Here is a 20,433-nt window from a genome sequence, read left to right on the forward strand (position 1 = left end):
CTCGCCGCGCATCTGTACATGCGGATGTATCAAGATCCGGGCCTAGGGTCGCCTCATGATGCGTCGACGCGGGTACCGATGGCTGGCGGCCATGACCGCCGGCACCCTGATCGCGACGATGGCGGGGACCAGCGCGCACGCCGCTCCGGCCGTGCCCGACGGACTGCGCCAGCTCCAGGTGCGCGAGTCGCTGACCGGCACGCACACGTGGTACCAGCAGCTGTACCACGGCCTGCCCGTCCTCGGCGGCTGGTACGCGACCCACACCGACAGCGCGACCGGCGCGGTCACGGTCCAGGACGGCCGGCTCGACGTGCGCGGCCTGGCCACCGAGACGCCGGCCGTCGCGCCCGACCACGCCCGCGCCTCGGTCACCGGGCGCACCGGCGGCCAGGTCGCCCGCTCCGAGCTGGTGATCGTGCCGGGCGCCACCGCCAAGCTCGCCTGGCTGCTGGCCACGCGCACCGGCCGCGGCACCGTCCGCACCGTGCTCGACGCCGGCACCGGCGCCACCCTGCAGGAGAAGAACCTGGCGCGGGAGGCGACCGGCAGCGGTACCGTCTTCGACCCCAACCCGGTCGTGCGGCTGCAGAACGAGTCGCTCACCGATCGCGACGACGCCGACTATCCGGCGCTGCGGGCCGCGTACCGCGAGGTGACCCTCACCCACCTCGACGCCCACAAGACCACGCTGCAGGGCGACTTCGCGAACAACATCAGCGCCGACGCGGTCCGCTCACCCCGCCGGGTCTACGACTACAACCGCTCGCAGGCCGGATTCGAGCAGGTCATGGGGTACCACAGCATCACCTCGGCGCAGGAGTACATCCGCCAGCTCGGGTTCCGCGACGTCAACAACGAGCCGCAGGACTACCAGACGACCGGCTTCACCGACGACAACTCCTTCTACGACCCGGACGTCGACGGCATCACCTTCGGCACCGGCGGCGTGGACGACGCCGAGGACAACGAGGTCATCTGGCACGAGTACGGCCACGCCATCCAGGACGACCAGATCCCCGGCTTCGGCGAGGAGATCGAGGCCGGCTCCATCGGCGAGGGCTTCGGCGACTACTGGGCGTTCACCATGTCCCAGGCGACCAGCCCGGACACCAAGCGCACCCCGCTGGCCTGCATCGCCGACTGGGACTCGACCTCCTACACCGACGACCAGCCGCACTGCCTGCGCCGCGTCGACGGCACCAAGATGTACCCGGCCGACCTCGAGGGCGAGGTGCACGCCGACGGGGAGATCTGGTCCCGCGCGCTGTTCGACATCAACGGAGCGCTCGGCCGTACCAAGGCGAACCGGGTGATCCTGGAGGCGCAGTTCCGCTTCGACCCCAACACCACGATGCCGGCCGCCGCGAAGGCGACCGTCAACACGGCCCGCGTCCTCTACGGCAACGCGGCCGCCGACAAGGTCCGCGCCGCCTTCCACGCCCGCGGCATCCTCTGACCCGTGCGCCTCGGGGCCCGTCGCGTCGTGCGGCGGGCCCGCATTGTCCCCGCCTGCCCGGGTCGGCAAAATGCAACGCATGAAGCGTTCCAGTGTGGTGGTCGCCGCCCTCGCCGCCGTGCTCGGTGGCCTCAGCGGCATCGCGCTCGGTTCGTGGCTCGCGTGGCAGGCCGTCGACCCGGTGCTGCCCGGCGAGGCGACCACGCTCGGCCTGGCGCACACGGTGCTGCCGGAGCCGTTCGACGAGCAGGTCGGCTACTACATCCACAAGACCTTCTGGAATCCGTACAGCGAGGACTCCCTGCACGGCGGCACCGGCGTGCGGGCGGGGCGGGCCGGCGTCGGCGGTACCGTGCCCAAGGACACCACCTTCGAGCAGTACGCCGCGGCCGTCGAGGACAAGATGCGCGCGCACGGCTGGCAGGACGTGCGGACCACGGTGGTGCGCTACGGGCCGAACACCTCGCCGGCGGCGTATGCGGAGGTGACCGGCACCCGGGACGGGATGCTCGCCGCGATGCAGGTCACCGAGGGCGACGCCTACAACCCGACCGCGGCGCAGCTGAGCCTGATGTGGGACGAGCCGCCCGGACACGTGCGCGACACCGTGCTCGGCGGCCTGGCCGGCGCGCTGCTCGGGGCGGCGCTCGGCTGGTACACCGCGCAGCGCGTCCACGGGCAGGAGCGCGGGAGGCGGCGGGCGTACTGGATCCTCTGCGTGGTCACGCTGGTCATGCTCGCCCCGGCCTGCCTGGGCAACATCCCCACCTCGACCGGGTCCCTGCTGGCCAACACCGGCCGCAACGGCACGGGTCCCGCGGTGTACTGGGGCGGCTTCGTGATCTACGGGGCCGAGCCGCTCGCCATCCTGTCGCTGGTGCCGCTCGTGGCCGCCGTGCTCGTCGCCTGCTGGCCGAGGCCCGCGGCCGCGCGCGAGCCGGTGGCGTGACGTCAGCAGAGCAGGCAGAACTCGTTGCCCTCCGGGTCGCGCAGGACGATGAAGCCCTCGTCGCCCTGCTGGCCGACGTCCGCCTGGGTCGCGCCGAGGGCGAGCAGGCGCTCGATCTCCGCGTGCACGTCGCCGTCGGCCACGAGGTCGGGGTGGTCGCGGTTCTTGCCCACCTTGGGCGCGTCGGTCGGCTGCAGCCAGACGCTCGGGCGGCGCGCACCGTCGCGCGGCCGCAGATGCGCACCTTCGCCGTCGTCGTCCGGTTCGATGTCGTACCCGAGCACCTGTGACCAGAATCCGGCCATCCTGTGCACGTCGTGCACATCGAGCGTCCACTGCGCGAAGCTGCTCACCATTGGCGTCACCTGCCCGGCGTTGGAAGGATGAAACGCGTGGACCTGTCCGGTGTGGTGGCGGTGGCCCGGCCGGGCGCGCCGGTGCGCGTGTCGAGCGGCGGGGGCTGCACGACGGCGACCCGGTTCCAGGTCGCGTCGGTGACGAAGAACCTGGCCGCGGTACTGGCGATGCTGCTGGTCGAGGACGGCCGGCTGGACCTGCACGAGCCGATCGCGCGCCGGTTGCCCGAGGCGCCGCCTGAGTGGGCCGGCATCACGCTGCACCACCTGCTCAGCAACACGTCCGGCATCGGGCACTGGCCGGAGATCGCGGGCGTGGACCCGCTCGAACCGTCCACCCGGGACGCTCGTTTCGCGTCGGTACTGCACGAGCCGCGCACAACCGCGCCAGGCCGCTTCCACTACTCGAGCCCCGGCTTCCTGGTCGCCGGCGTCGTCATGGAGCGGGCGGCGGGGCGGCCGTATGCGCGGCTGCTCGCCGAACGCGTCCTGGAGCCGCTCGGGCTGACCGCGACGGTGAGCGGCCGCCGACCGTCCGATGTGGTCGCGGGCCACCGCAACGGCGTGGCTGTTCCGTCATGGTCGGTCGCGTCGATGGTGGCGGCGGGCGATGTCTGTTCGACCGTCGCCGACCTGCTCGTGTACGCCGAAGCGCTCGACGCCGGCCGCCTGGTCTCGCCCGAGTCGCTCGCGATGATGCGCACCGCGCACACGACGTTCGACGAGCCGGACCTCGGCTGCGACGGCCGGCTCGCGGTGACCGGCTACGGCTACGGCCATTTCGTGGGCACCTTCGACGGCCGCCCGGCGGCGATGCACACCGGCGACAACCCCGGCTACCGCGCGATGCTCGGCTGGTTCCCCGGCGGCGTCCACGTGGTCGCCGCGGCCAACGACGACGCCCTCGACTGGGACGAAGTCCTGCAAGAAGCGCTCAGCGGAGCTTGAGCGGATACGGCACGAACGTGCTGCGGTTCTCGTCCAGATCGAGCTGCCGGCTGATCGGCGCCGCCGCCCGCTGCGGACAGGTCGCCCGCTCGCACGTCTTGCAGCCCGGCCCGATCGGCATCGCCGCGTCCGCGTCGTGCAGGTCCATGCCGGTCGAGTACACCAGCCGCGCCGCGTGCCGGATCTCGCAGCCCAGCCCGATCGCGTACACCTTCCCGGGCTGCCCGTAGCCGCCGTGGTGCCGCGTGATCGTGCGCGCGATCCACAGGTACCGCTGCCCGTCCGGCATCGCCGCGACCTGCGTCACCGGCCGGCCGGGGGAGGAGAACGCCTCGTACACGTTCCACAGTGGACACGTCCCGCCGGTGCGCGAGAACGGGAAGCCCGTCGCGGACTGCCGTTTGGACATGTTCCCGGCCCGGTCGACGCGCACGAACGAGAACGGCACCCCGCGGGCGCGCGGGCGCTGCAGCGTGGACAGCCGGTGGCACACCGTCTCCCAGCCCATCGCGAAGTGCTCGGTCAGCAGGTCGATGTCGTAGCGGCGGGCCTCGGCCGCGGTCAGGAACTGCTCGTAGGGCAGGATCAGCGCCGCCGCGAAGTAGTTGGCCAGCCCGACCCGGGTCAGGATCTGGGTCTGCACGTCCTCGAAGTGCTCCTCCTCGACGATCTCGTCGATCACGTCCGCGTACTCGAGCAACGCGAGCTGCGCGGCCATGCGCATCGCCTCCTGCCCGGCGCGCAGCGAGGTGGACAGGTGCAGCGTCTGCGTCCGCGGCTCGTACCGGTGCAGCTCCCCGTAGGCCTCCTCGCGCACGATCCGCACGCCGTGCCGTTCGCTGAGCCGATCGCGCAGGGCGGGGCGGACCTCGCCGCGGCGCAGGTTCATCCGCACCGCGAGGGCCTCGGCCGCCTCGTCGAGCAGCGGCACGTAGTTCTGGCGGCGGTAGAAGAACTCGGTCACCTGGTCGTGCGGGCTGCGCCCGAGCTGGCCCCGGTCGCCGACGAGCTCGGTGAGCTGGTCGGAGACCTGACGGTACCGGCGATGCAGGTCGATGATCGACTCCGCGAGCTCCGGCAGGCGGGAGGCCAGCTCGCTCAGGTCCGCGATGCTCCCGGCTCCGGCGAGGGCCTCGCGCAGTCCCGCCACCAGCTGCGGGGTGTCGTGCTGGGCGAAGACGGCCGGGTCGATGCCGAACAGCTCGGTCGCGCGAATGAGCACGGGCGCGGTGAGCGGCCGCACGTCGTGCTCGATCTGGTTGAGATAGCTCGGCGAGATGGCCAGGTGCCGGGCGAGGTCGGTCTGGCTCAGGCCGTGCTCCTCGCGCAGCCGCCGCAGCCGGGCGCCCGCGAACACTTTCGCCATCACTAAGAAATAGCACCAATGTCAAATTGTGTTTTCGCAAGTTAGCAAAACCGCTCGGAAAATTGGCAAGATTTGGCTTTTTCCGCCCCTCGACCGGCCCATTCACCCCGTGTGACCGTTTGCGGAGAGGCACGGCACACAAGGGAGCGAACGATGAGCGACGCAGTCGAGCAGTTGCGGCAGGAATGGGACACCGACCCGCGCTGGCAGGGGGTGCGGCGCGACTACGACGCTTCGGACGTGGTGCGGCTGCGCGGGGCGATCCAGGAGGAGCACACCCTGGCCCGCCGGGGCGCCGACCGGTTGTGGCAGTTGTTGCACGACGAGGACTACGTGCACGCGCTCGGCGCGCTCACCGGCAACCAGGCCGTGCAGATGGTCCGGGCCGGGCTGAAGGCCATCTACCTGTCCGGGTGGCAGGTGGCCGCCGACGCCAACCTGTCCGGCCACACGTACCCGGACCAGAGCCTCTACCCGGCCAACTCGGTGCCCGCGGTGGTGCGGCGGATCAACAACGCGCTGCTGCGCGCCGCCCAGATCACCACCGCCGAGGGTGACACGGACACGGAGTGGCTCGCCCCGATCGTCGCCGACGCGGAGGCCGGCTTCGGCGGGGTCCTCAACGCGTACGAGCTGATGACCGGCATGATCGTCGCGGGTGCGGCCGGCGTGCACTGGGAGGACCAGCTCGCGTCGGAGAAGAAGTGCGGCCACCTCGGCGGCAAGGTCCTCATCCCGACCGGCCAGCACATCCGCACCCTGCAGGCGGCCCGGCTCGCGGCCGACGTCGCCGGTGTCCGTTCGCTCATCGTGGCGCGCACGGACGCGCAGGCGGCGACGCTGCTCACCACGGACATCGACGAGCGGGATGCGCCGTTCGTGACCGGTGAGCGTACCGGCGAGGGCTTCTACCGCTTCCGCAACGGCGTCGACGCGTGCATCGCCCGCGGTGTCGCCTACGCGCCGTACAGCGACCTGCTCTGGATGGAGACCAGCACCCCGGACCTCGAGGTCGCCCGCCGCTTCGCCGAGGCCGTCAAGCGCGAGCACCCCGAGCAGATGCTCGCGTACAACTGCTCGCCGTCGTTCAACTGGCGCAAGCACCTCGACGACGCGACGATCGCGAAGTTCCAGCGCGAGCTCGGCCACATGGGCTACAAGTTCCAGTTCATCACCCTGGCCGGCTTCCACGCGCTCAACTACTCGATGTTCGACCTGGCGCGCGGCTACGCCAACGAGGGCATGACCGCGTACGTGGCGCTGCAGGAGCGCGAGTTCGCGGCCGAGGCGCAGGGCTACACCGCGGTCAAGCACCAGCGGGAGGTCGGCACCGGGTACTTCGACCTGATCAGCACCGTGCTCAACCCCGCGGGGGAGACCACCGCGCTGCGCGGCTCGACGGAGACGGAGCAGTTCGCATGAGGTACAAAATCATCGGCGAGATGCACGAGCGCTTCGACGAGGTCCTCACGCCCGGCGCCCTCGACTTCCTGGTCGCGCTGGACGACCGGTTCGCCGCCCGCCGGGTGGCCGTCCTGGACACCCGCCGCGCGCGCCGGGCCCGCTTCGCCGGCGGCCAGATGCCCGACTTCCGGCCCGACACCGCGGCCATCCGCGCGGACCCGGACTGGCGGGTCGCGCCGCCCGCGCCGGGCCTGCAGGACCGCCGGGTCGAGATCACCGGCCCGCCCGAGCGCAAGATGACGATCAACGCCCTGAACTCCGGGGCCAAGGTCTGGCTGGCCGACTTCGAGGACGCCACCGCGCCGACCTGGGAGAACGTCGTCGGCGGGCAGCTCAACCTGATCGACGCGCTGGACCGCAACCTCGACTTCACCGACGAGCGCGGCAAGCGCTACGAGCTGGGCGAGGAGCTGGCGACCATCGTGGTCCGGCCGCGCGGCTGGCACCTGGTCGAGAAGTGGATCGTCGTCGACGGCCGGCCGATCTCCGCCAGTCTCGTCGATTTCGGCCTGTACCTCTACCACTGCGCGTTCCGCCAGCTCGACACCGGCTCGGGGCCGTACTTCTACCTGCCCAAGCTGGAGGACCACCGCGAGGCGCGGCTGTGGAACGACGTGTTCGTGTTCGCGCAGCAGTACCTCGGCCTGCCGCAGGGCACCATCCGCGCGACGACGCTGATCGAGACGATCACGGCCGCGTTCGAGATGGAGGAGATCCTCTACGAGCTGCGCGAGCACTCGGCCGGGCTGAACGCGGGCCGGTGGGACTACATCTTCAGCATCATCAAGAACTTCGGCCAGTGGTCGGACTTCGTCCTGCCCGACCGCGCCGAGGTCACGATGACCGTGCCGTTCATGCGCGCCTACACCGAACTGCTCGTCCGCACCTGTCACAAGCGCGGCGCGCACGCGATCGGCGGCATGGCGGCGTTCATCCCGAGCCGGGACGCGGACATCAACGCGGCCGCCGTGGCCAAGGTCGAGGCCGACAAGCAGCGCGAGGCCGGCGACGGCTTCGACGGCTCCTGGGTCGCCCACCCGGGCCTCGTGCCGGTCTGCCGCGACGTGTTCGACGGCGTGCTCGGCGAGCGGCCGAACCAGCTCGACCGGCTGCGCGAGGACGTCGAGGTGACCGCCACCGATCTGCTCGCGGTGGACAAGACCCCGGGCCAGGTGACGGCGGCCGGGCTGCGCGCGAACATCTCGGTGGCGCTGCGGTACATCGACGCGTGGCTCGGCGGCACCGGCGCCGTGGCGCTGTCGAACCTCATGGAGGACGCGGCCACCGCCGAGATCGCGCGCTGCCAGGTGTGGCAGTGGCTGCACCACCGCACCCCGCTCGCGGGCGGCGGCACGGTCACCGAGGCGACGGTGCGCGCCCTGCTCGCCGAGGAACTGGCCGCCCTGAGCGAGACGCGCACGGGTGAGCAGCTCGAACGCGCGGTCGCGGCGGCCGGCGTGGTCGAACGCGCCATGCTGGACGAGCACCTGCCGCCGTTCTTCACCACGGATGCCTATGCCCACCTGGCTCCGTCGGCCTGACGTCATCGACAATCGACCGCGTGAGAATCCTCGTGGTCGGTGGAAGCGGATTGATCGGCGCGCACGTCGTGGCGGTGCTGCGCGAGCGGGGACACGAGGTGACCTCGCTCGCGCGCACCGCGCGGGAGGGCGTCGACCACGTGCTCGAGCTCGGCACGGCGACGGTGGACGAGCTCGCGGCCGTCCTCGAAGGACACGACGGCATCGTGTACGCCGCGCGCACCGACGAGCAGCGCCCGCTGCGCAAGCCGATCCTGCCGGCGTTCCGCCGCGACATGGTCGAACCGGTCGCGCGCCTGTTCACCGCCGCGCGCACGGCGGGGCTCACCCGCGGCGTCGTGATGGGCTCCTACTACACGTACTTCGAGCGCCTGCACCCCGAGTGGCGCCTCGCCGAGCGGCACACGTACATCCGCTGCCGGGTCGAGCAGGCCGCGCAGGCGCGCACCGCGGCCGGCCCGGACCTGCCCGTCGCCGTGATCGAGCTGCCGTTCGTGTTCGGTTCGGCCGGCGACCGCCTCCCGAACTGGGCGCCGGCGCTGGACCGCTGGGCCCGCTCGGCCGCACCGATGGTGGCACCGGCCGGCGGGACCGCGGTCGTCTCGGTGCGTACCGTGGCCGACATGGCCGCCGACGCGCTCGACTGCGCGGACGGCTCCGACCTCCCGGCCGCCGACGAGAACCTGACCTGGCGCGACATGCTCGCCCGGATCGCCCTGGCCGCCGGTCGCCCGCGGCCCGTGCGGCACCTGCCCGGCGGGGTCGTGCGCGCCGCCACCGGGCTCGGCGGGGCGCTGCAGGCGTTGGGCGGCAAGGAGTCCGGCGTCAACGTGCGCCACGCCGCCGGGGTGTTCCTCGCCGAGCTGTACGTCGAGCCGGTCACCGGCCGGGAACTGGACGGCGCGATCCGCGAGACGTTCAGCCCTCGATGACCCAGGGGTGCTTGCTCGGGCCGCCGCGGTCGATGACGTCGCTGCGCAGCCGGATCGTGGTGGGCTTGGAGAGACCCGGGGTGGCGTCGACGGCCAGCTCGACGGCGGTCGCCCGCGGGTGGCCCACGGAGATCTCCCAGTAGTCGATGCGGATCGCGGCCAGGCCCTGGTACGTGTCGAGCAGCAGGGTGACGCTGCCGTCGCGGTCGGCGCCGTCGTAGAGGTAGGCGCGTCGGTCGAGGACCCTGCAGCTGCTCACCCTGCCCCAGGGGTTGTCCTGGTCGTACAGCCGGGAGCCGGTGTCGCAGATGCGGTCCGACCGGGAGTTGACGCTCGCCCAGTGCCAGCCGAACCACAGGCCGTTGCACGCCAGGAACAGCGTCACGCCGAAGAGGGCGATCGCGACGAGCATCCCACCGGTCGGCCGCTTCCTGGTCACCTGCACGCGACAGAGAATAGCGTGAATACGCTAGGCCCCGCCGAGGCCGGCCTGGCGGGCCTTGACGATCGCCTGTGCGCGTTCGGACACCTGCAGCTTGGTGAAGATGTTCGACACGTGGTTGCGCACCGTCTTGAGGCTGATCATCAGCTCGTGCGCGATCGCCGCGTTGCCCTTGCCCGCGGCGACCAGTTCGAGCACCTCGCGCTCGCGTTCGGTCAGCGACGGGAACGCCGCCGCCGCCGAGCCGCTGCCGGTGGCGAAGTGGGCGATGACCCGTTGCGCGATCTGCGGCCCGAAGATCGCCTCGCCGGCCGCCGCGGCCCGGATCGCGCGCTCGATCTCGGCCTGGTCGGCCCCCTTGAGCAGGTACCCGCGGGCACCGGCGCGCATGGCGGCGAAGACCGAGTCGTCGTCCTCGAACATCGTCAGCACGACGACCGCGGCGGCCGAGCCGGCGTGCGCGAGCCGGCGGGTCGCCTCGATGCCGTCGAGCTCGGGCATGCGGATGTCCATGAGGATCACGTCCGGGCCGAGCGAGCGCGCGAGTTCGACCGCGTGCTCGCCGGTCGCGGCCTCGCCGACGATCGCGATGTCGGGGCTGCCGTCGAGCATGAGCTGCAGCCCGCGCCGGTACGCGGGGTGATCGTCGGCGACGAGAAGCCTGATCACGCGGTACCTCCGACGGCGAGCGGGAGTTCGGCACGCACCAGTGTGCCCCCCTCGGGGCGGGGTGCGACGGTGCACGTACCGCCGAGCTCGGCCGCGCGTTCGCGCATGGAGGTCCAGCCGACGCCCGGTGCCGCGGCTCCGGGGCCGCGGCCGTTGTCCTCGACGCTCAGGTGCAGCGCGCCGCCGGTGACGTCGATGCGCACCCGGCAGCGCGCGGCGGCGGCGTGGCGTACCACGTTCGTCATCGCCTCGGACGCGATGCGGTAGGCGGCGACCTCCACCGCCGCCGGCAGCGCCGGGACGTCGCCGGGGCCGGTCACCTCGAACGCCACGGGGCCGGAGAGCGAGGCGGCCCGCTGGCGCAGCGCGTCGAGCAGGCCGACCTCGTCGATCGCGGGCGGGCGGAGGTCGTCGACGAGGCGGCGTACCTCGGCGATGGCCGCCCGCACCTCGTCGCGCGTCTCGGCGATGAGGGCGTTGCGCTGCTGCGCGTCCGGGCGGGACTGGGTGGCGTCGAGCTTGAGCACGACCGCGGCCAGTGCCGGGCCGACGCCGTCGTGCAGGTCGCGACGCAGGCGCCGGCGCTCCTCCTCGCGGCCGGCGACGATCCGGGCGCGCGAGTCGCGCAGGTCGTCGTTGAGCTGCTCGGCGCGTACGAGGATGGCCGCGTACCGGGCCAGGTCGCCCAGCAGGTCGAGGGCCTCCCGGTCGAGTGGCGCCGCGACCTCGAGCACGCCGACGCCCGCGCCCCGATGCACCATCGGCACCCGCACGACGTGGCCGCCGTCTCCGGGCGGTGCGGCGTCCCCGGGCGGTGCGGTGCCTTCGGATGGTGCGGTGTCTCCGGGCCGTGCGGTGTCCACGATGCGCACGCCGTCGACGCGCAGGGCGTCGGCCACCGCCTCCGCGACCGCGACGCGCAGACCGTCCGGATCGGCGGCCTCGGCCCGCGCCGCGAGCAGTTGCAGGGCCGCGCGGGGGTCGGCGCGCAGACCGTACACCCAGCGTTCGATCCTGCCCCGCAGCACCGACTGCGCGGGGTGCACGGCGACCGCCACCACGCCCACCGCGAGCAGTCCGCCCGCGGTGCCGTTGCCCACGAGGCGGTCGGTGCCGAAGAGCAGCAGCGCGTAGACGGCCACGACCGCGGCCACCAGCGGCAGGTAGGTGAGCGTGCGGGACAGCACGAGCCGGATGTCGAACAGGCGGTGGCGCAGGACCGCGATCCCGATCGTGACCGGCAGCCCGGCCGCGACCAGCCCCAGCGCCGCGGCGAACAGCCGCGTCCCGCCGAGCAGGAAGTGGTCGACCCACCCGGTCAGCAGCGTCACCGGGATCGTCAGCGCGCCCCAGACCAGCCACAGCAGCTGGAGCCGCTCGTCGTCGCGGGCCCGGCGCAGCCGCCACCAGACCGCCGCGACGCTGCCGAACACGAGCAGCGCCACCAGCACCAGGCCGGCCACCCCGAGCAGGCCCGACACCGGCGCGGGCAGCCACGGCAGCGGCGGCGCGGCACCGGCGTGCCCGTCCGCGTACCCCTCGCGGTCGCCGGCCGCCCCGACGACGAACGCGACCACGCCGGCCAGCCCGACGCGCACCCACCAGCGCCAGAACCGGCTGCCGAACCGCCCGTCGGGCAGCAGGTACGCGACGAGCACCAGGAACACGAACAGCAGCACCCACAGCCCCTGCCCGAGCTGGTCGGCGACGCGGCCGGCGGGGGTGGTGGCGGTACCGGGGAAGGCGAGCAGCGCGAAGAACGCCACACCGTGCGCGATCAGCAGCCACCCGGCCGGGTGCCGCGCGCGCCCGCGCACCACGAGCGCGCCGATCACGATCGGGACGGCGGCACCGGCGGCGACGAGCACTGGCTGCATGGCCGCCATTGTGTGCGCGCGGCGACGGTCCTGTCAGCACGCCCGGGAACGGTTCCCGGCCCGCCCGGGACGCCGGGATCGTGCGGCCGGGGCGCCGGGACGCGTCCGCTGAAGCCCCACATCGAGAGGAGCACAGCCATGCAGAAGTTCCTGCCCTGGTCCGGGGTACTGGCCGCGGCCGCCTGGGCGGTGCAGCTGTTCGCCGCCACGACCCCCGACGACCCCGCCGACCCGCGGGCGGTGACGATGATCGGCGACGCCGTCGTCGCCAACTACGCCGCCGGGTTCGCCCTCCTGGCCGGGGTCCTGTTCCTGGTACTGTTCGCCGCCGCCACCCGCCACGCCCTGCGCTCCCGGGAGGCGGCCGAGTCGACGTACTCCTCCGTCGCGCACGGCGGCCTGCTCGTCGCGGCCGGCGGCTTCGGCGCGCTCGGCGTCGTGCAGATCGCGCTCACCAACGCGGCCCGCGCGCACGACGCCGCCGCGACCGCCACACTCGGGCAGCTCGCCCTGATCGGCTGGCTGCCCGCACTGGCCGGGCTGATCGCGGCGTTCCTCGCCGTGGGGCTGGGCGGACTGCGCACGGCCGCGCTGCCGAGGTGGTTCGCGCTCGCCACGGTGGCGCTCGCGGTCGTGGGCGTGCTCGGGCCGCTGGCGATCATCGTGTACCTCGTGCTGCCCCTGTGGCTCGCGACCGCCTCGGTGCTGCTGGCGGTCCGCCGGTCGACCGCCCCGGACCGCGCCGCCGAGGCCGTGGTCTGACCTCGCGCGCGGCGGTGGTCTGACCTCGTGCGCTGCGGCGCGGTCGACCGCTTCCGACTGGGCCGCCGCGGCCGTGGCTGATCGTGCGCGCTGCGGCGGATTGCGCCGTGGCGGTGGTCTGACCTCGTGTGCGGCGGCGCGGTCGACCGCTTCCGGCCGGGCCGCCGAGGTCGTGGTCTGAGCGGGCGCGTTACGCCGTGGTCTGGTCGAGCAGGCCACGGCGGCGCGCGACCGTGGCCGCTTCGGCGCGCGAATGGACACCGAGCTTGGCCAGAATGCTCGTGATGTGCACACCCGCCGTCTTGACGGCGATCGCGAGTTCGTCCGAGATCTGCTGGTTCGTTCGTCCATCCGCCAGCAGCCGCAGCACCTCCAGCTCGCGCTCGGTCAGCCGGCCCGCGCCCGGTTCCAGCCGCCCGGTCCGCTGCAGCGCCGCCGCCTCCTCCGCGAGGGGCCGGGCGCCGAGCCGGTTGGCGAGCGCGGCGGCCTCGCGGGCCCGGACCACCGCCGTGGACTTGTCGCGGGCGGCGCGCCCGGCCCGCAGCAGGGTCCGGGCCAGCCGGTACGGGTGCCCGACCGCCCGCCACGCCGCGATCGCCTCGTCCCACCGGCGCGCCACCGTCAGACTCGCCGCCCGCTGCGCCGGACCGTTCACGGGCAGCCGCAGCGCGAACCGCCGGTCCGGTTCCGGCTGCGCGAGCAGCAGCGACCACGCCAGCGCGGGATACGCCGGCAGCTCCCGATCGTCCAGCGGCACCGCCTCACCGAGCAACGTGCGCAGCTCCCACAGCGGAATCAGCAACTGCCCGCTCGTGTACCGCCCAATCATCGCCTCCCCACCCGCCCGCACAGCGTCCACGGCGCGCTCGCGGTGCCCTTCGAGCGCGTCGAGCCGCCCGGCGGCAATCGTGAGGGCTGCGCGGTACACCGGCGGGGGCTGCAAATCGAGCGCCTCCTCAATGAGCGAACGCGCACGGTTCCACTCGCCGAGCGCCGTGAGCGAACGCGCATGCGTGGCCGCGAGCATGGCGTTTCGCGCAGCGCCCGGATCGGTCCGCCGCGCGACGGCCCGCCCCGCCTCCGCCGCCTCGACCGCGGCCCGCGACTCGCCGGCCGCCTCGAACGCGCCCGCCTCCACGACCCGCGCGAGCAGCTCGGTGCCGTCGTCGCCGCCCTCGCGGGCCAGCGCGACCGCCTCGCGGGCCCGGCCAACGGCGACCCGCGCCCCGCTGGCCTGCGGATTGGCGCCCGGCCCGGGATCGGCAGCCTCGGCGGCGAGCGTGACCAGCGCAAGCGCGCGGACGGCCGGATCGCGATCGCCGGCCGCCTCCTGGGCGAGCGCGTACGCCTCGGGGGAGCGGGCCAGCACCTCGAGCCGGCCGGCCAGGATCGCCCGGACCCGGTTGCTGTGCGGCTGCAACGCCAGAGCGGCCCGCAGATCCTCGATCCCGTCCTCGCCGGCGCGGTGCCGAAGCTGGGCCCGGGTCTCCAGCAGCAGCGCCGTACGCACCGGATCGCGCGTCAGCCGCAACCCCTCCTCGATCAGCGCCAGCCCCCGCCCGACCAACCCAGCGACGGCGTCCCCGAGCGTCGCCGGCGCGGCGTGCGGCGTGGCGACGGCGGTGGCGTCACCGGGTGTTGCCGGTGCGGCGTGCAGTGCAGCGACGGCGGTGGTGTGTGGCGCGGTCACGGGGGCGGCGTCACCGGGTGTTGCTGGCGTTGCGTGCGGCGCGGCGACGGCGGTGGCGTGACTGGGCGTTGTTGGCGTTGGGTGCGGTGCGGTCACGGCGGTGGCGTCACCGGGTGTTGCCGGTGCGGCGTGCAGCGCGGCGACGGCTGCGGCGGTGAACACCGCGAGCCGGTCGGTGCGCGTGCGGAACTCGGGATCGAACACCTGCGGCCAGGTCCGGACGACGCGTTCGAGCAGCCGCAACTGTCCACTGTGCGCGAAACGCGCAGCCGCAGCCGCGCGCCAGGCGGCGTCGAATGCGCGATCGACGTCGCCGGCGGCGTGCCAGTGCTCGGCCAGTTCGACCAGCGCACCGGCCGGGGGCCGGAACCCGAGTGTGGCGGTGATCGCCTCGGCGGCCAGCCGGTGCAGCCGCGCGCGTTCGTCCGCGGTCAGGTCGTCGTGCACGGCCCCGCGGATCAGCGCATGCCGGAACCGGTACCCGTCCCCGACCGCCGCCAGCACGCCGCCCTCGACCGCGGCTCGCAGGTGCTCGTCCTCCACCGGCCCGGCGATCCTGTGCAGCAGCGCGAGGTCGACGTCCTGCCCGAGCACGGACGCGACGCGCACGACGGCGCGCGACTGCGGCGGCAACGCCCGGAACCCGGCCAGCAGCGGCTCGTTCGCTTCCGGTGCAACGGCGAGCAGTTCGGCCAGCAGCGGGTTGCCCGCGGCCCTGCGCACCGTGGCCGGATCGGGTTGCTCGTGTGCGCGTTCGCTCATCAAGCGCGCAATGTCCGCATCGCTCAGCCGTTCGAGCGCGATTCGGTCCACTTCGCGCGGCAGCCGGACAGCCTCGCGGGCGGTGGCGAGCACCAGCACCCCGCCCCGGCGCAGCGAGGTGATCAGGTAGCCGAGCAGGTCGAGGCTGGCCTGGTCGGCCCGGTGCAGGTCCTCGAGCACGAGTACGACCGGTGCGGCCGCCTCGATGCGCGCGAGTGCGTCGGCGAACAGCGCGGCGCGGGGCCGGGCCGGGTCCAGCTCACCCAGGGCGGTGACAAACGGTGCGAACGGCCGCGCGTCACCGCCGAGGTCGGGGGCGGCACCGGACAGTACCGTGGCGGCGGTTTTGGCGGTGAAATGCGCGGCGAGCGCGGACTTGCCGAGGCCGGCCCCGCCCTCGACGAACACGGCGCCGGGCCGGTGTGCGGCGGCCCGCCACGCCCGGTCGAGGTGAGCGAGTTCGGCGCCACGGCCCACGAGATGCACGCCATCAATCTAAAGTCCACCCGGCGTCCCGCTCGTGCGCGGGGTGAGCGCTTCGAGCAGCGCACGTTCGAGCACCGCCGCGTGCGCAGCGTGGTGCGCGGTTGTGAGCGCTTCGAACAGGGCGGGTTCGTGCACCGCCCCCTACGCCGCGTCGTGCGCGGTTGTGAGCGCTTCGAACAGTGCGCGATCGAGCACCGCCGCGTACGCCGGATCGGGTTCCGCGCCGACGGCGGCGATCACGGTGCTGAAGAAGCACCGCGCGGCCGCGGCCAGGGCGACGTCGAGGATCTCGGGATCGCTCAGCCCGTGCTCGCGCAGCACGGCGACGTCCTCGGCGGTGATGCCGTTGGGGTCGCCGGCCACCCGCTCGGCGAAGTCCATGATCGCGGCGTCGGCCGGGTCCAGGCCCGCATCGCGATGGTCGGTGGCGATGCGGGCCAGGGTCCCGGCGTCGTAGAACCGTTCGCGCAGCAGCCGGCCGTGCGCGAGGCTGCAGTAGGCGGACCCGAGGCGTCGGGCGGCTGCGAGGGTGATCAGCTCGTACCGGCGCAGGTCCATCGTGGACCGGATCGCGCCGTTGAGGCCGGTCCAGGCATCGACGGCGGCGGGGCGCCAGGCGAGGGCGCGGGTGTAGTTGGCCACGTACCCGAGCCGGTCGCGATCGGCTTCGTAGAGCCGTTCGACGTCGGGGTCGGGCTCGGGCGGGTCGGCAAGGAACGACATAGCGGGCACGCTAGGCCCGCCGCGGCCCCACCTACATGGGTGAAGTTGCCCAAGTTGGGAGGCGGGCCGCGCGTTCGCGCATGGTGACCTTCAGCCGTATTGCTCGGGTTTGGGGGAATCTTACGGAGTTCTTGTGAGTCGCTGCCGGGCGGACCTGCCCGGGTTGCCTGAGCAGTGACATGCGTTAGCGTGGTCGCGTGCGGGTCTTGATGGTGGCGCCGCCCGGCGCGGGAAAAGGTACGCAGGGTGCCGTGATCGCCGAGCACTTCCACATCCAGCGCGTGGCCATCGGCGACCTGTTACGGCGCAACGTGTCCGAGGGCACCGATCTCGGCCGGCGCGTCGAACCGCTCCTGCAGCGCGGCGATCTGGTACCCGACGATGTCGTACTCGACCTGCTGCGCCAGGGGCTGCTGGAGGCGAAGGCGGCGGGCGGCGGCTACGTGCTGGACGGCATTCCGCGCACGGTCTCGCAGGCCCTGGCCGCGTACCGGGTGGCCCGCTCGATCAACATGACCGTCGACGTCGCCCTGCACCTCGAGGCCGACGACGACGAGCTGATGCGCCGGCTGCTCAAACGCGCGGACATCGAACACCGCCCGGACGACACCGAGCCGGTGATCCGGGAGCGGCTCAAGCTGTACCGCGAGGTCACCCAGCCGGTGCTCGCCTTCTACGCGCGCCGCGGCATCCTGCTCAGTGTCGACGCCATGCGACCGGTCGAGGTGGTCAGCGCCGACGTGCTGTCCGCCCTGGAGGCCCGCGCCGCGGTGTGACGCCGGCGAGCGGCTCAGCCGTCGCCGCGGACGGCTAGCGCGCCTGCTCACGGCCACCGCGTCAGCCGTCGCCGCGGACGGGTAGGCCGGCCGCGCGGTACACGGCGTCGATCACCGACATGGTGCGCACCGAGTCCTCCGGCGGCGTGAGGTTCGGCCCGCCCTCGAGCACGGCGGCCGCGAACGCGCGCAACTGGTGCACATAAGTGCGCTCGCCCGCGACGCGTTCGTGCGTGGTGCGGCCGGCGCGCGTGACGGACAGCCGGTGGTACACATTCGGCATGAGGTAGTTGAAGATCTTGAGCGAGCCGTCCGTTCCGACGTAGCGCGCGCTCAGCTTGAGCGCCGGCCAGCCCCACAAGCTTGCGGCGGTACGGCCGGTCGCCCCGCCGGGAAAGCGGTACTCGGCGACCATGGCGCGGTCGATGCTCGGCTTCTGCAGCTTCGCGCGCGCGGATGTCACCTCCGGCTCCGCCCCGGCGAGCGTCCGCAGCGCGTGCACGGCGTAGCAGCCGGTGTCCATCATCGCCCCGCCGGCCAGCGCGAAGTCGTACCGGATGTCGCCGAACTTCGGCAACGGAATGCACATGGACGTCTCGATGTGCCGCGGCTCGCCCAGGGTCGGGATGAGCGAACGGACATGTTCGATCAGCGGGTGGTACCGGTAATGGAACGCCTCCATCACCACCAGGCCCGTCCGCCGCGCGCATTCTGACACCTCGCGCGCCTCGGCGGCGTTCGCGGTCAGCGGCTTCTCGCACAGCACGTGCTTGCCCGCATTGAGCGCGGCGAGCGTCCATTCGTGGTGCAGTCCGTTCGGCAGCGGGTTGTACACGGCGTCGATGGACGGATCGGCGATCAGCTCCGCGTACCCGCCGTGCACGACGCCGATCCCGTGCTTGCCCGCGAACGCCGAAGCGCGCGCCCGATCCCGGGCGGCGACGGCGGCGACCGTCACCGCGGGCACCGAGCGGGCGGGCCCGATGAGCGCGGTCGGCGCGATCCGGGCCGCGCCGAGGATGCCGATGCGCAGCGGCTCGGTCACGCGCGCTGCTCCACCAGGCCGACGAGGTTGCCCTCGCTGTCCACCACGAACGCCTGCCACTCCTGCGTCCCGGCCGGCCCGAGCGTGTCGTCCGGATGCGCGAAGATGACGTGCGGTTCTGATCGGATTTCGGTACCCGCACCGCGCAACCGCGCAACCGTGCCCTCGATGTCGGCGACCGCCAGGTACAGCAGCGCCGTCGGAGCACCCTGTTCGAGCAGCAGCCGCGTGCCGCCCAGATCGAAGAAGACCAGCCCGGGCGGGTCGAAGGTGGCGAGCGGTTCAGCCCCGAGCAGATCCGCATACCAGCGGGCGGCCCGGCCGAGATCCTCGGCGTGCTGTGCGACTTGCACCAGCCTCATGCGGGCAGTATCACACGCTCCGGAATCGTCACACGCTTCGGAAGCGGCCCACGAGGTGCTGCAGTTCGGAGGAGAGCGACGCGAGCTCGCCGCTGGCCTGGCGCCCGGCCTCCACGCTGCGGCTGGTCTCCTCCGCGGCCGCCGCGACCTCGGCGACCGTGTCGGCGATCGAGCGGGTCCCGTCCGCCGCCTCGCCCACGTTGCGGGTCATCTCGCCGGTCGTCGCCGTCTGCTCGTCCACGGCCGACGCGATCGTCGTCTGGTACTGGCTGATCTGCCCGATGATCCCGCTGATCTGCTCGATCGCGGCCACCGCGCCCGCCGTATCGCTCTGAATCGTGCGCACCCGCGCGGCGATGTCCTCGGTCGCCCGCGCGGTCTCCTGCGCGAGCTCCTTCACCTCGCCGGCCACGACCGCGAACCCCTTGCCCGCCTCACCCGCGCGCGCCGCCTCGATCGTGGCGTTCAGCGCGAGCAGGTTCGTCTGCTCGGCGATGGACGTGATGACCTGCACGACGTTGCCGATCTCGGCCGAGGACTCGCCGAGCTTGGTGACCGTCTGGTTCGTCGTGGTCACCACGACCACGGCCTGCTCGGCCACCCGCGCGCCCTCGCTCGCACTGCGCGCGATCTCGCGGATCGACGCGGACATCTCCTCGGACGCGGCCGCGACGGTCTGCACGTTCCCGGACACCTGCCCGGCCGTCGCGTCGGCCGTCCGCGCACGTTCGAACACCGACATCGCGCTCCCGGCGACGCTCGCGGTCACCGCGTCCAGCTGCCCGGAACTGCGCGCGACGAGGTCCGCGCTGCGCGCCAGCGCCCCGACGGTCTCGCGCACCCCGGCCGTGGCCCGCTCCACCGCGTGCGCCATCGCCCCGATCTCGTCGCTGCCCCCGACCTCGGCCGAGACGCTCAGATCCCCCTCGGCCATGGCGTCCATCGCGGCGACGACGGGCCGCAGCCGCCGCGTGATCGACGCCGCCACCGCGAGCGCCAGCGCTGTCGCAATGACCAGTCCGACGATGAGCGCGATGAGCACCTGCAGCCGCGCGGTATCGAGCTGGCCGTGCGCACCGCTCACCGCCGCGTCGACCGCGGTGGACTGCAGCCCGGCGAGCTTGGCCATCGCCGCCTCCATGCCGGGCACGACGACATTGAAGTCGATCGTCGGCGCCCGCCCCGCCGCGATGTCCCCCATCGCCGTGGTGAACTGCTTCCACAGGTCCGAGAACGTGCTCGCGGTCTGCTCGGCCTCGCTCGTCATCGGCTGCTGCTGCAACTTCGCGAGCGCCGCATTGAGCGCATCCGACGCGGTGGCGGTGTCCTGCTGCGCACTCGCGATCTCGGTCAGATTCCCGCCGGCATTGCCCATTCGCGCAGCATTGTGCGCAATCATCGCCAGGTCCCCGCGAATGTCGCTGATGAGCGAAAGCGAGCGCACGTACTCGGTCTTGATCTGCTCGACCGTCTTGTCCATGGAGCTCATCCGGGCCAGCGCCAGACCCCCGGTGACGATCGCGGTGAGCGCCATCGCCACGAGGCCCACCAGCATCTTCGTCCGCATCCGCCGGTTGGCGAGCCATCCGCTACCCATGGTCAACTCCAGTTCCAGACGCCTCGGTCACCCCGCTATCGGCCCCTGGAACGGCAACTTGAGCGCACCCGATCCGCACTCGTTTCAAACAATTCGCAACGGTACTTTCCGTGCTCACTCCCCACCCGCCGGCGCCCCGATCACCGTCGCGAGGCGCGCGAACTCCTCATGGGTACCGATGGCCGCGCGATGCTCGGGGTGGTCGCGAAGCCCCCCATGGCTGGAAC

Annotated in this window: 18 protein-coding genes; 8 read left to right on the forward strand and 10 right to left on the reverse strand. The window is 72.9% G+C overall.

The genetic code is table 11. From position 1 onward, the window contains the following. Positions 1–55 precede the first annotated feature (55 nt). Both ACQPZ4_RS24080 and ACQPZ4_RS24085 read left to right on the forward strand, forming a co-directional pair. A complete protein-coding gene (locus ACQPZ4_RS24080; protein WP_433065325.1) occupies positions 56–1,459 on the forward strand; it encodes a M36 family metallopeptidase in 1,404 nt (467 codons plus the stop codon). A gap of 79 nt (positions 1,460–1,538) precedes the next feature. Then, positions 1,539–2,408 (forward strand): hypothetical protein, encoded by an 870-nt coding sequence (locus ACQPZ4_RS24085; protein ID WP_433065328.1) that lies wholly within the window; start codon positions 1,539–1,541, stop codon positions 2,406–2,408. Between the two features lie 2 nt (positions 2,409–2,410). Here the strand turns inward: ACQPZ4_RS24085 and ACQPZ4_RS24090 are convergent, their stop codons facing one another. Further along, positions 2,411–2,764 (reverse strand): VOC family protein, encoded by a 354-nt coding sequence (locus ACQPZ4_RS24090; protein ID WP_433065331.1) that lies wholly within the window; start codon positions 2,762–2,764, stop codon positions 2,411–2,413. A 36-nt stretch (positions 2,765–2,800) separates the two neighbouring features. Here ACQPZ4_RS24090 and ACQPZ4_RS24095 point away from each other — a divergent pair, with 36 nt between their 5' ends. Further along, the gene (locus ACQPZ4_RS24095) at positions 2,801–3,712 is read left to right on the forward strand and encodes a serine hydrolase domain-containing protein (protein ID WP_433065334.1); all 912 of its coding nucleotides are present in this window, start codon (positions 2,801–2,803) and stop codon (positions 3,710–3,712) included. On the opposite strand, the gene ACQPZ4_RS24100 is transcribed toward ACQPZ4_RS24095, so the two are convergent. Continuing rightward, positions 3,699–5,078 carry a short-chain fatty acyl-CoA regulator family protein gene (locus ACQPZ4_RS24100; protein WP_433065337.1) on the reverse strand — a complete coding sequence of 460 codons (1,380 nt, stop codon included), beginning with the start codon at positions 5,076–5,078 and terminating at the stop codon, positions 3,699–3,701. The two genes, ACQPZ4_RS24095 and ACQPZ4_RS24100, sit on opposite strands and share 14 nt — an antisense overlap. 153 nt (positions 5,079–5,231) lie before the next feature. On the opposite strand from ACQPZ4_RS24100, the gene aceA reads away from it, so the two are divergent. The 3 genes from aceA to ACQPZ4_RS24115 are packed head-to-tail and all read left to right on the forward strand — an operon-like array spanning position 5,232 to position 9,015. Further along, positions 5,232–6,500: an isocitrate lyase gene (aceA, locus tag ACQPZ4_RS24105; RefSeq protein ID WP_433065340.1), complete on the forward strand. Its 1,269-nt coding sequence runs from the start codon at positions 5,232–5,234 to the stop codon at positions 6,498–6,500. Next, on the forward strand, positions 6,497–8,083 hold the full coding sequence (gene aceB / locus ACQPZ4_RS24110) for a malate synthase A (protein WP_433065343.1): 1,587 nt from the start codon (positions 6,497–6,499) through the stop codon (positions 8,081–8,083). The genes aceA and aceB overlap by 4 nt, the downstream gene beginning before the upstream one ends. A 20-nt stretch (positions 8,084–8,103) precedes the next feature. Then, the gene (locus tag ACQPZ4_RS24115) at positions 8,104–9,015 is read left to right on the forward strand and encodes an NAD-dependent epimerase/dehydratase family protein (protein WP_433065346.1); all 912 of its coding nucleotides are present in this window, start codon (positions 8,104–8,106) and stop codon (positions 9,013–9,015) included. On the opposite strand, the gene ACQPZ4_RS24120 is transcribed toward ACQPZ4_RS24115, so the two are convergent. Genes ACQPZ4_RS24120 through ACQPZ4_RS24130 form a run of 3 tightly spaced genes read right to left on the reverse strand, consistent with a single transcriptional unit; the run spans position 9,002 to position 12,003 of the window. Next, positions 9,002–9,460 (reverse strand): hypothetical protein, encoded by a 459-nt coding sequence (locus tag ACQPZ4_RS24120; RefSeq protein ID WP_433065348.1) that lies wholly within the window; start codon positions 9,458–9,460, stop codon positions 9,002–9,004. The genes ACQPZ4_RS24115 and ACQPZ4_RS24120 overlap by 14 nt on opposite strands. A 24-nt stretch (positions 9,461–9,484) precedes the next feature. Next, positions 9,485–10,126: a response regulator transcription factor gene (locus ACQPZ4_RS24125; RefSeq protein ID WP_433065351.1), complete on the reverse strand. Its 642-nt coding sequence runs from the start codon at positions 10,124–10,126 to the stop codon at positions 9,485–9,487. Continuing rightward, entirely contained in the window at positions 10,123–12,003 is a 1,881-nt protein-coding gene (locus ACQPZ4_RS24130; protein ID WP_433065354.1) for a sensor histidine kinase, read from the reverse strand. Before ACQPZ4_RS24130 ends, ACQPZ4_RS24125 begins: the two co-directional genes overlap by 4 nt. Before the next feature lie 138 nt (positions 12,004–12,141). On the opposite strand from ACQPZ4_RS24130, the gene ACQPZ4_RS24135 reads away from it, so the two are divergent. Continuing rightward, positions 12,142–12,765 (forward strand): hypothetical protein, encoded by a 624-nt coding sequence (locus tag ACQPZ4_RS24135; RefSeq protein ID WP_433065357.1) that lies wholly within the window; start codon positions 12,142–12,144, stop codon positions 12,763–12,765. 190 nt (positions 12,766–12,955) lie between these two features. Here ACQPZ4_RS24135 and ACQPZ4_RS24140 read toward each other — a convergent pair whose 3' ends face one another. Both ACQPZ4_RS24140 and ACQPZ4_RS24145 read right to left on the reverse strand, forming a co-directional pair. Continuing rightward, positions 12,956–15,703, reverse strand: a complete 2,748-nt coding sequence (locus tag ACQPZ4_RS24140; protein ID WP_433065360.1) for a helix-turn-helix transcriptional regulator — start codon at positions 15,701–15,703, stop codon at positions 12,956–12,958. 141 nt (positions 15,704–15,844) lie between these two features. Then, positions 15,845–16,426, reverse strand: a complete 582-nt coding sequence (locus ACQPZ4_RS24145) for a carboxymuconolactone decarboxylase family protein (RefSeq protein WP_433065363.1) — start codon at positions 16,424–16,426, stop codon at positions 15,845–15,847. 197 nt (positions 16,427–16,623) lie between these two features. Here ACQPZ4_RS24145 and ACQPZ4_RS24150 point away from each other — a divergent pair, with 197 nt between their 5' ends. Beyond that, positions 16,624–17,202: an adenylate kinase gene (locus ACQPZ4_RS24150; protein ID WP_433065366.1), complete on the forward strand. Its 579-nt coding sequence runs from the start codon at positions 16,624–16,626 to the stop codon at positions 17,200–17,202. Positions 17,203–17,263: 61 nt separating this feature from the next. Here the strand turns inward: ACQPZ4_RS24150 and ACQPZ4_RS24155 are convergent, their stop codons facing one another. From ACQPZ4_RS24155 to ACQPZ4_RS24165, 3 genes are read right to left on the reverse strand one after another with little or no spacing between them, the layout of a single operon-like run. Further along, positions 17,264–18,247, reverse strand: coding sequence for a Gfo/Idh/MocA family protein (locus ACQPZ4_RS24155; RefSeq protein WP_433065369.1), 984 nt, complete (start codon positions 18,245–18,247; stop codon positions 17,264–17,266). Next, entirely contained in the window at positions 18,244–18,609 is a 366-nt protein-coding gene (locus ACQPZ4_RS24160) for a VOC family protein (RefSeq protein ID WP_433065372.1), read from the reverse strand. The genes ACQPZ4_RS24155 and ACQPZ4_RS24160 overlap by 4 nt, the downstream gene beginning before the upstream one ends. A gap of 28 nt (positions 18,610–18,637) precedes the next feature. Further along, positions 18,638–20,206 carry a methyl-accepting chemotaxis protein gene (locus tag ACQPZ4_RS24165; RefSeq protein ID WP_433065375.1) on the reverse strand — a complete coding sequence of 523 codons (1,569 nt, stop codon included), beginning with the start codon at positions 20,204–20,206 and terminating at the stop codon, positions 18,638–18,640. Positions 20,207–20,433: the final 227 nt, after the last annotated feature.

The sequence above is a fragment of the Dactylosporangium sp. CS-033363 genome (genome assembly GCF_050942475.1).
Lineage (GTDB): Bacteria > Actinomycetota > Actinomycetes > Mycobacteriales > Micromonosporaceae > Dactylosporangium.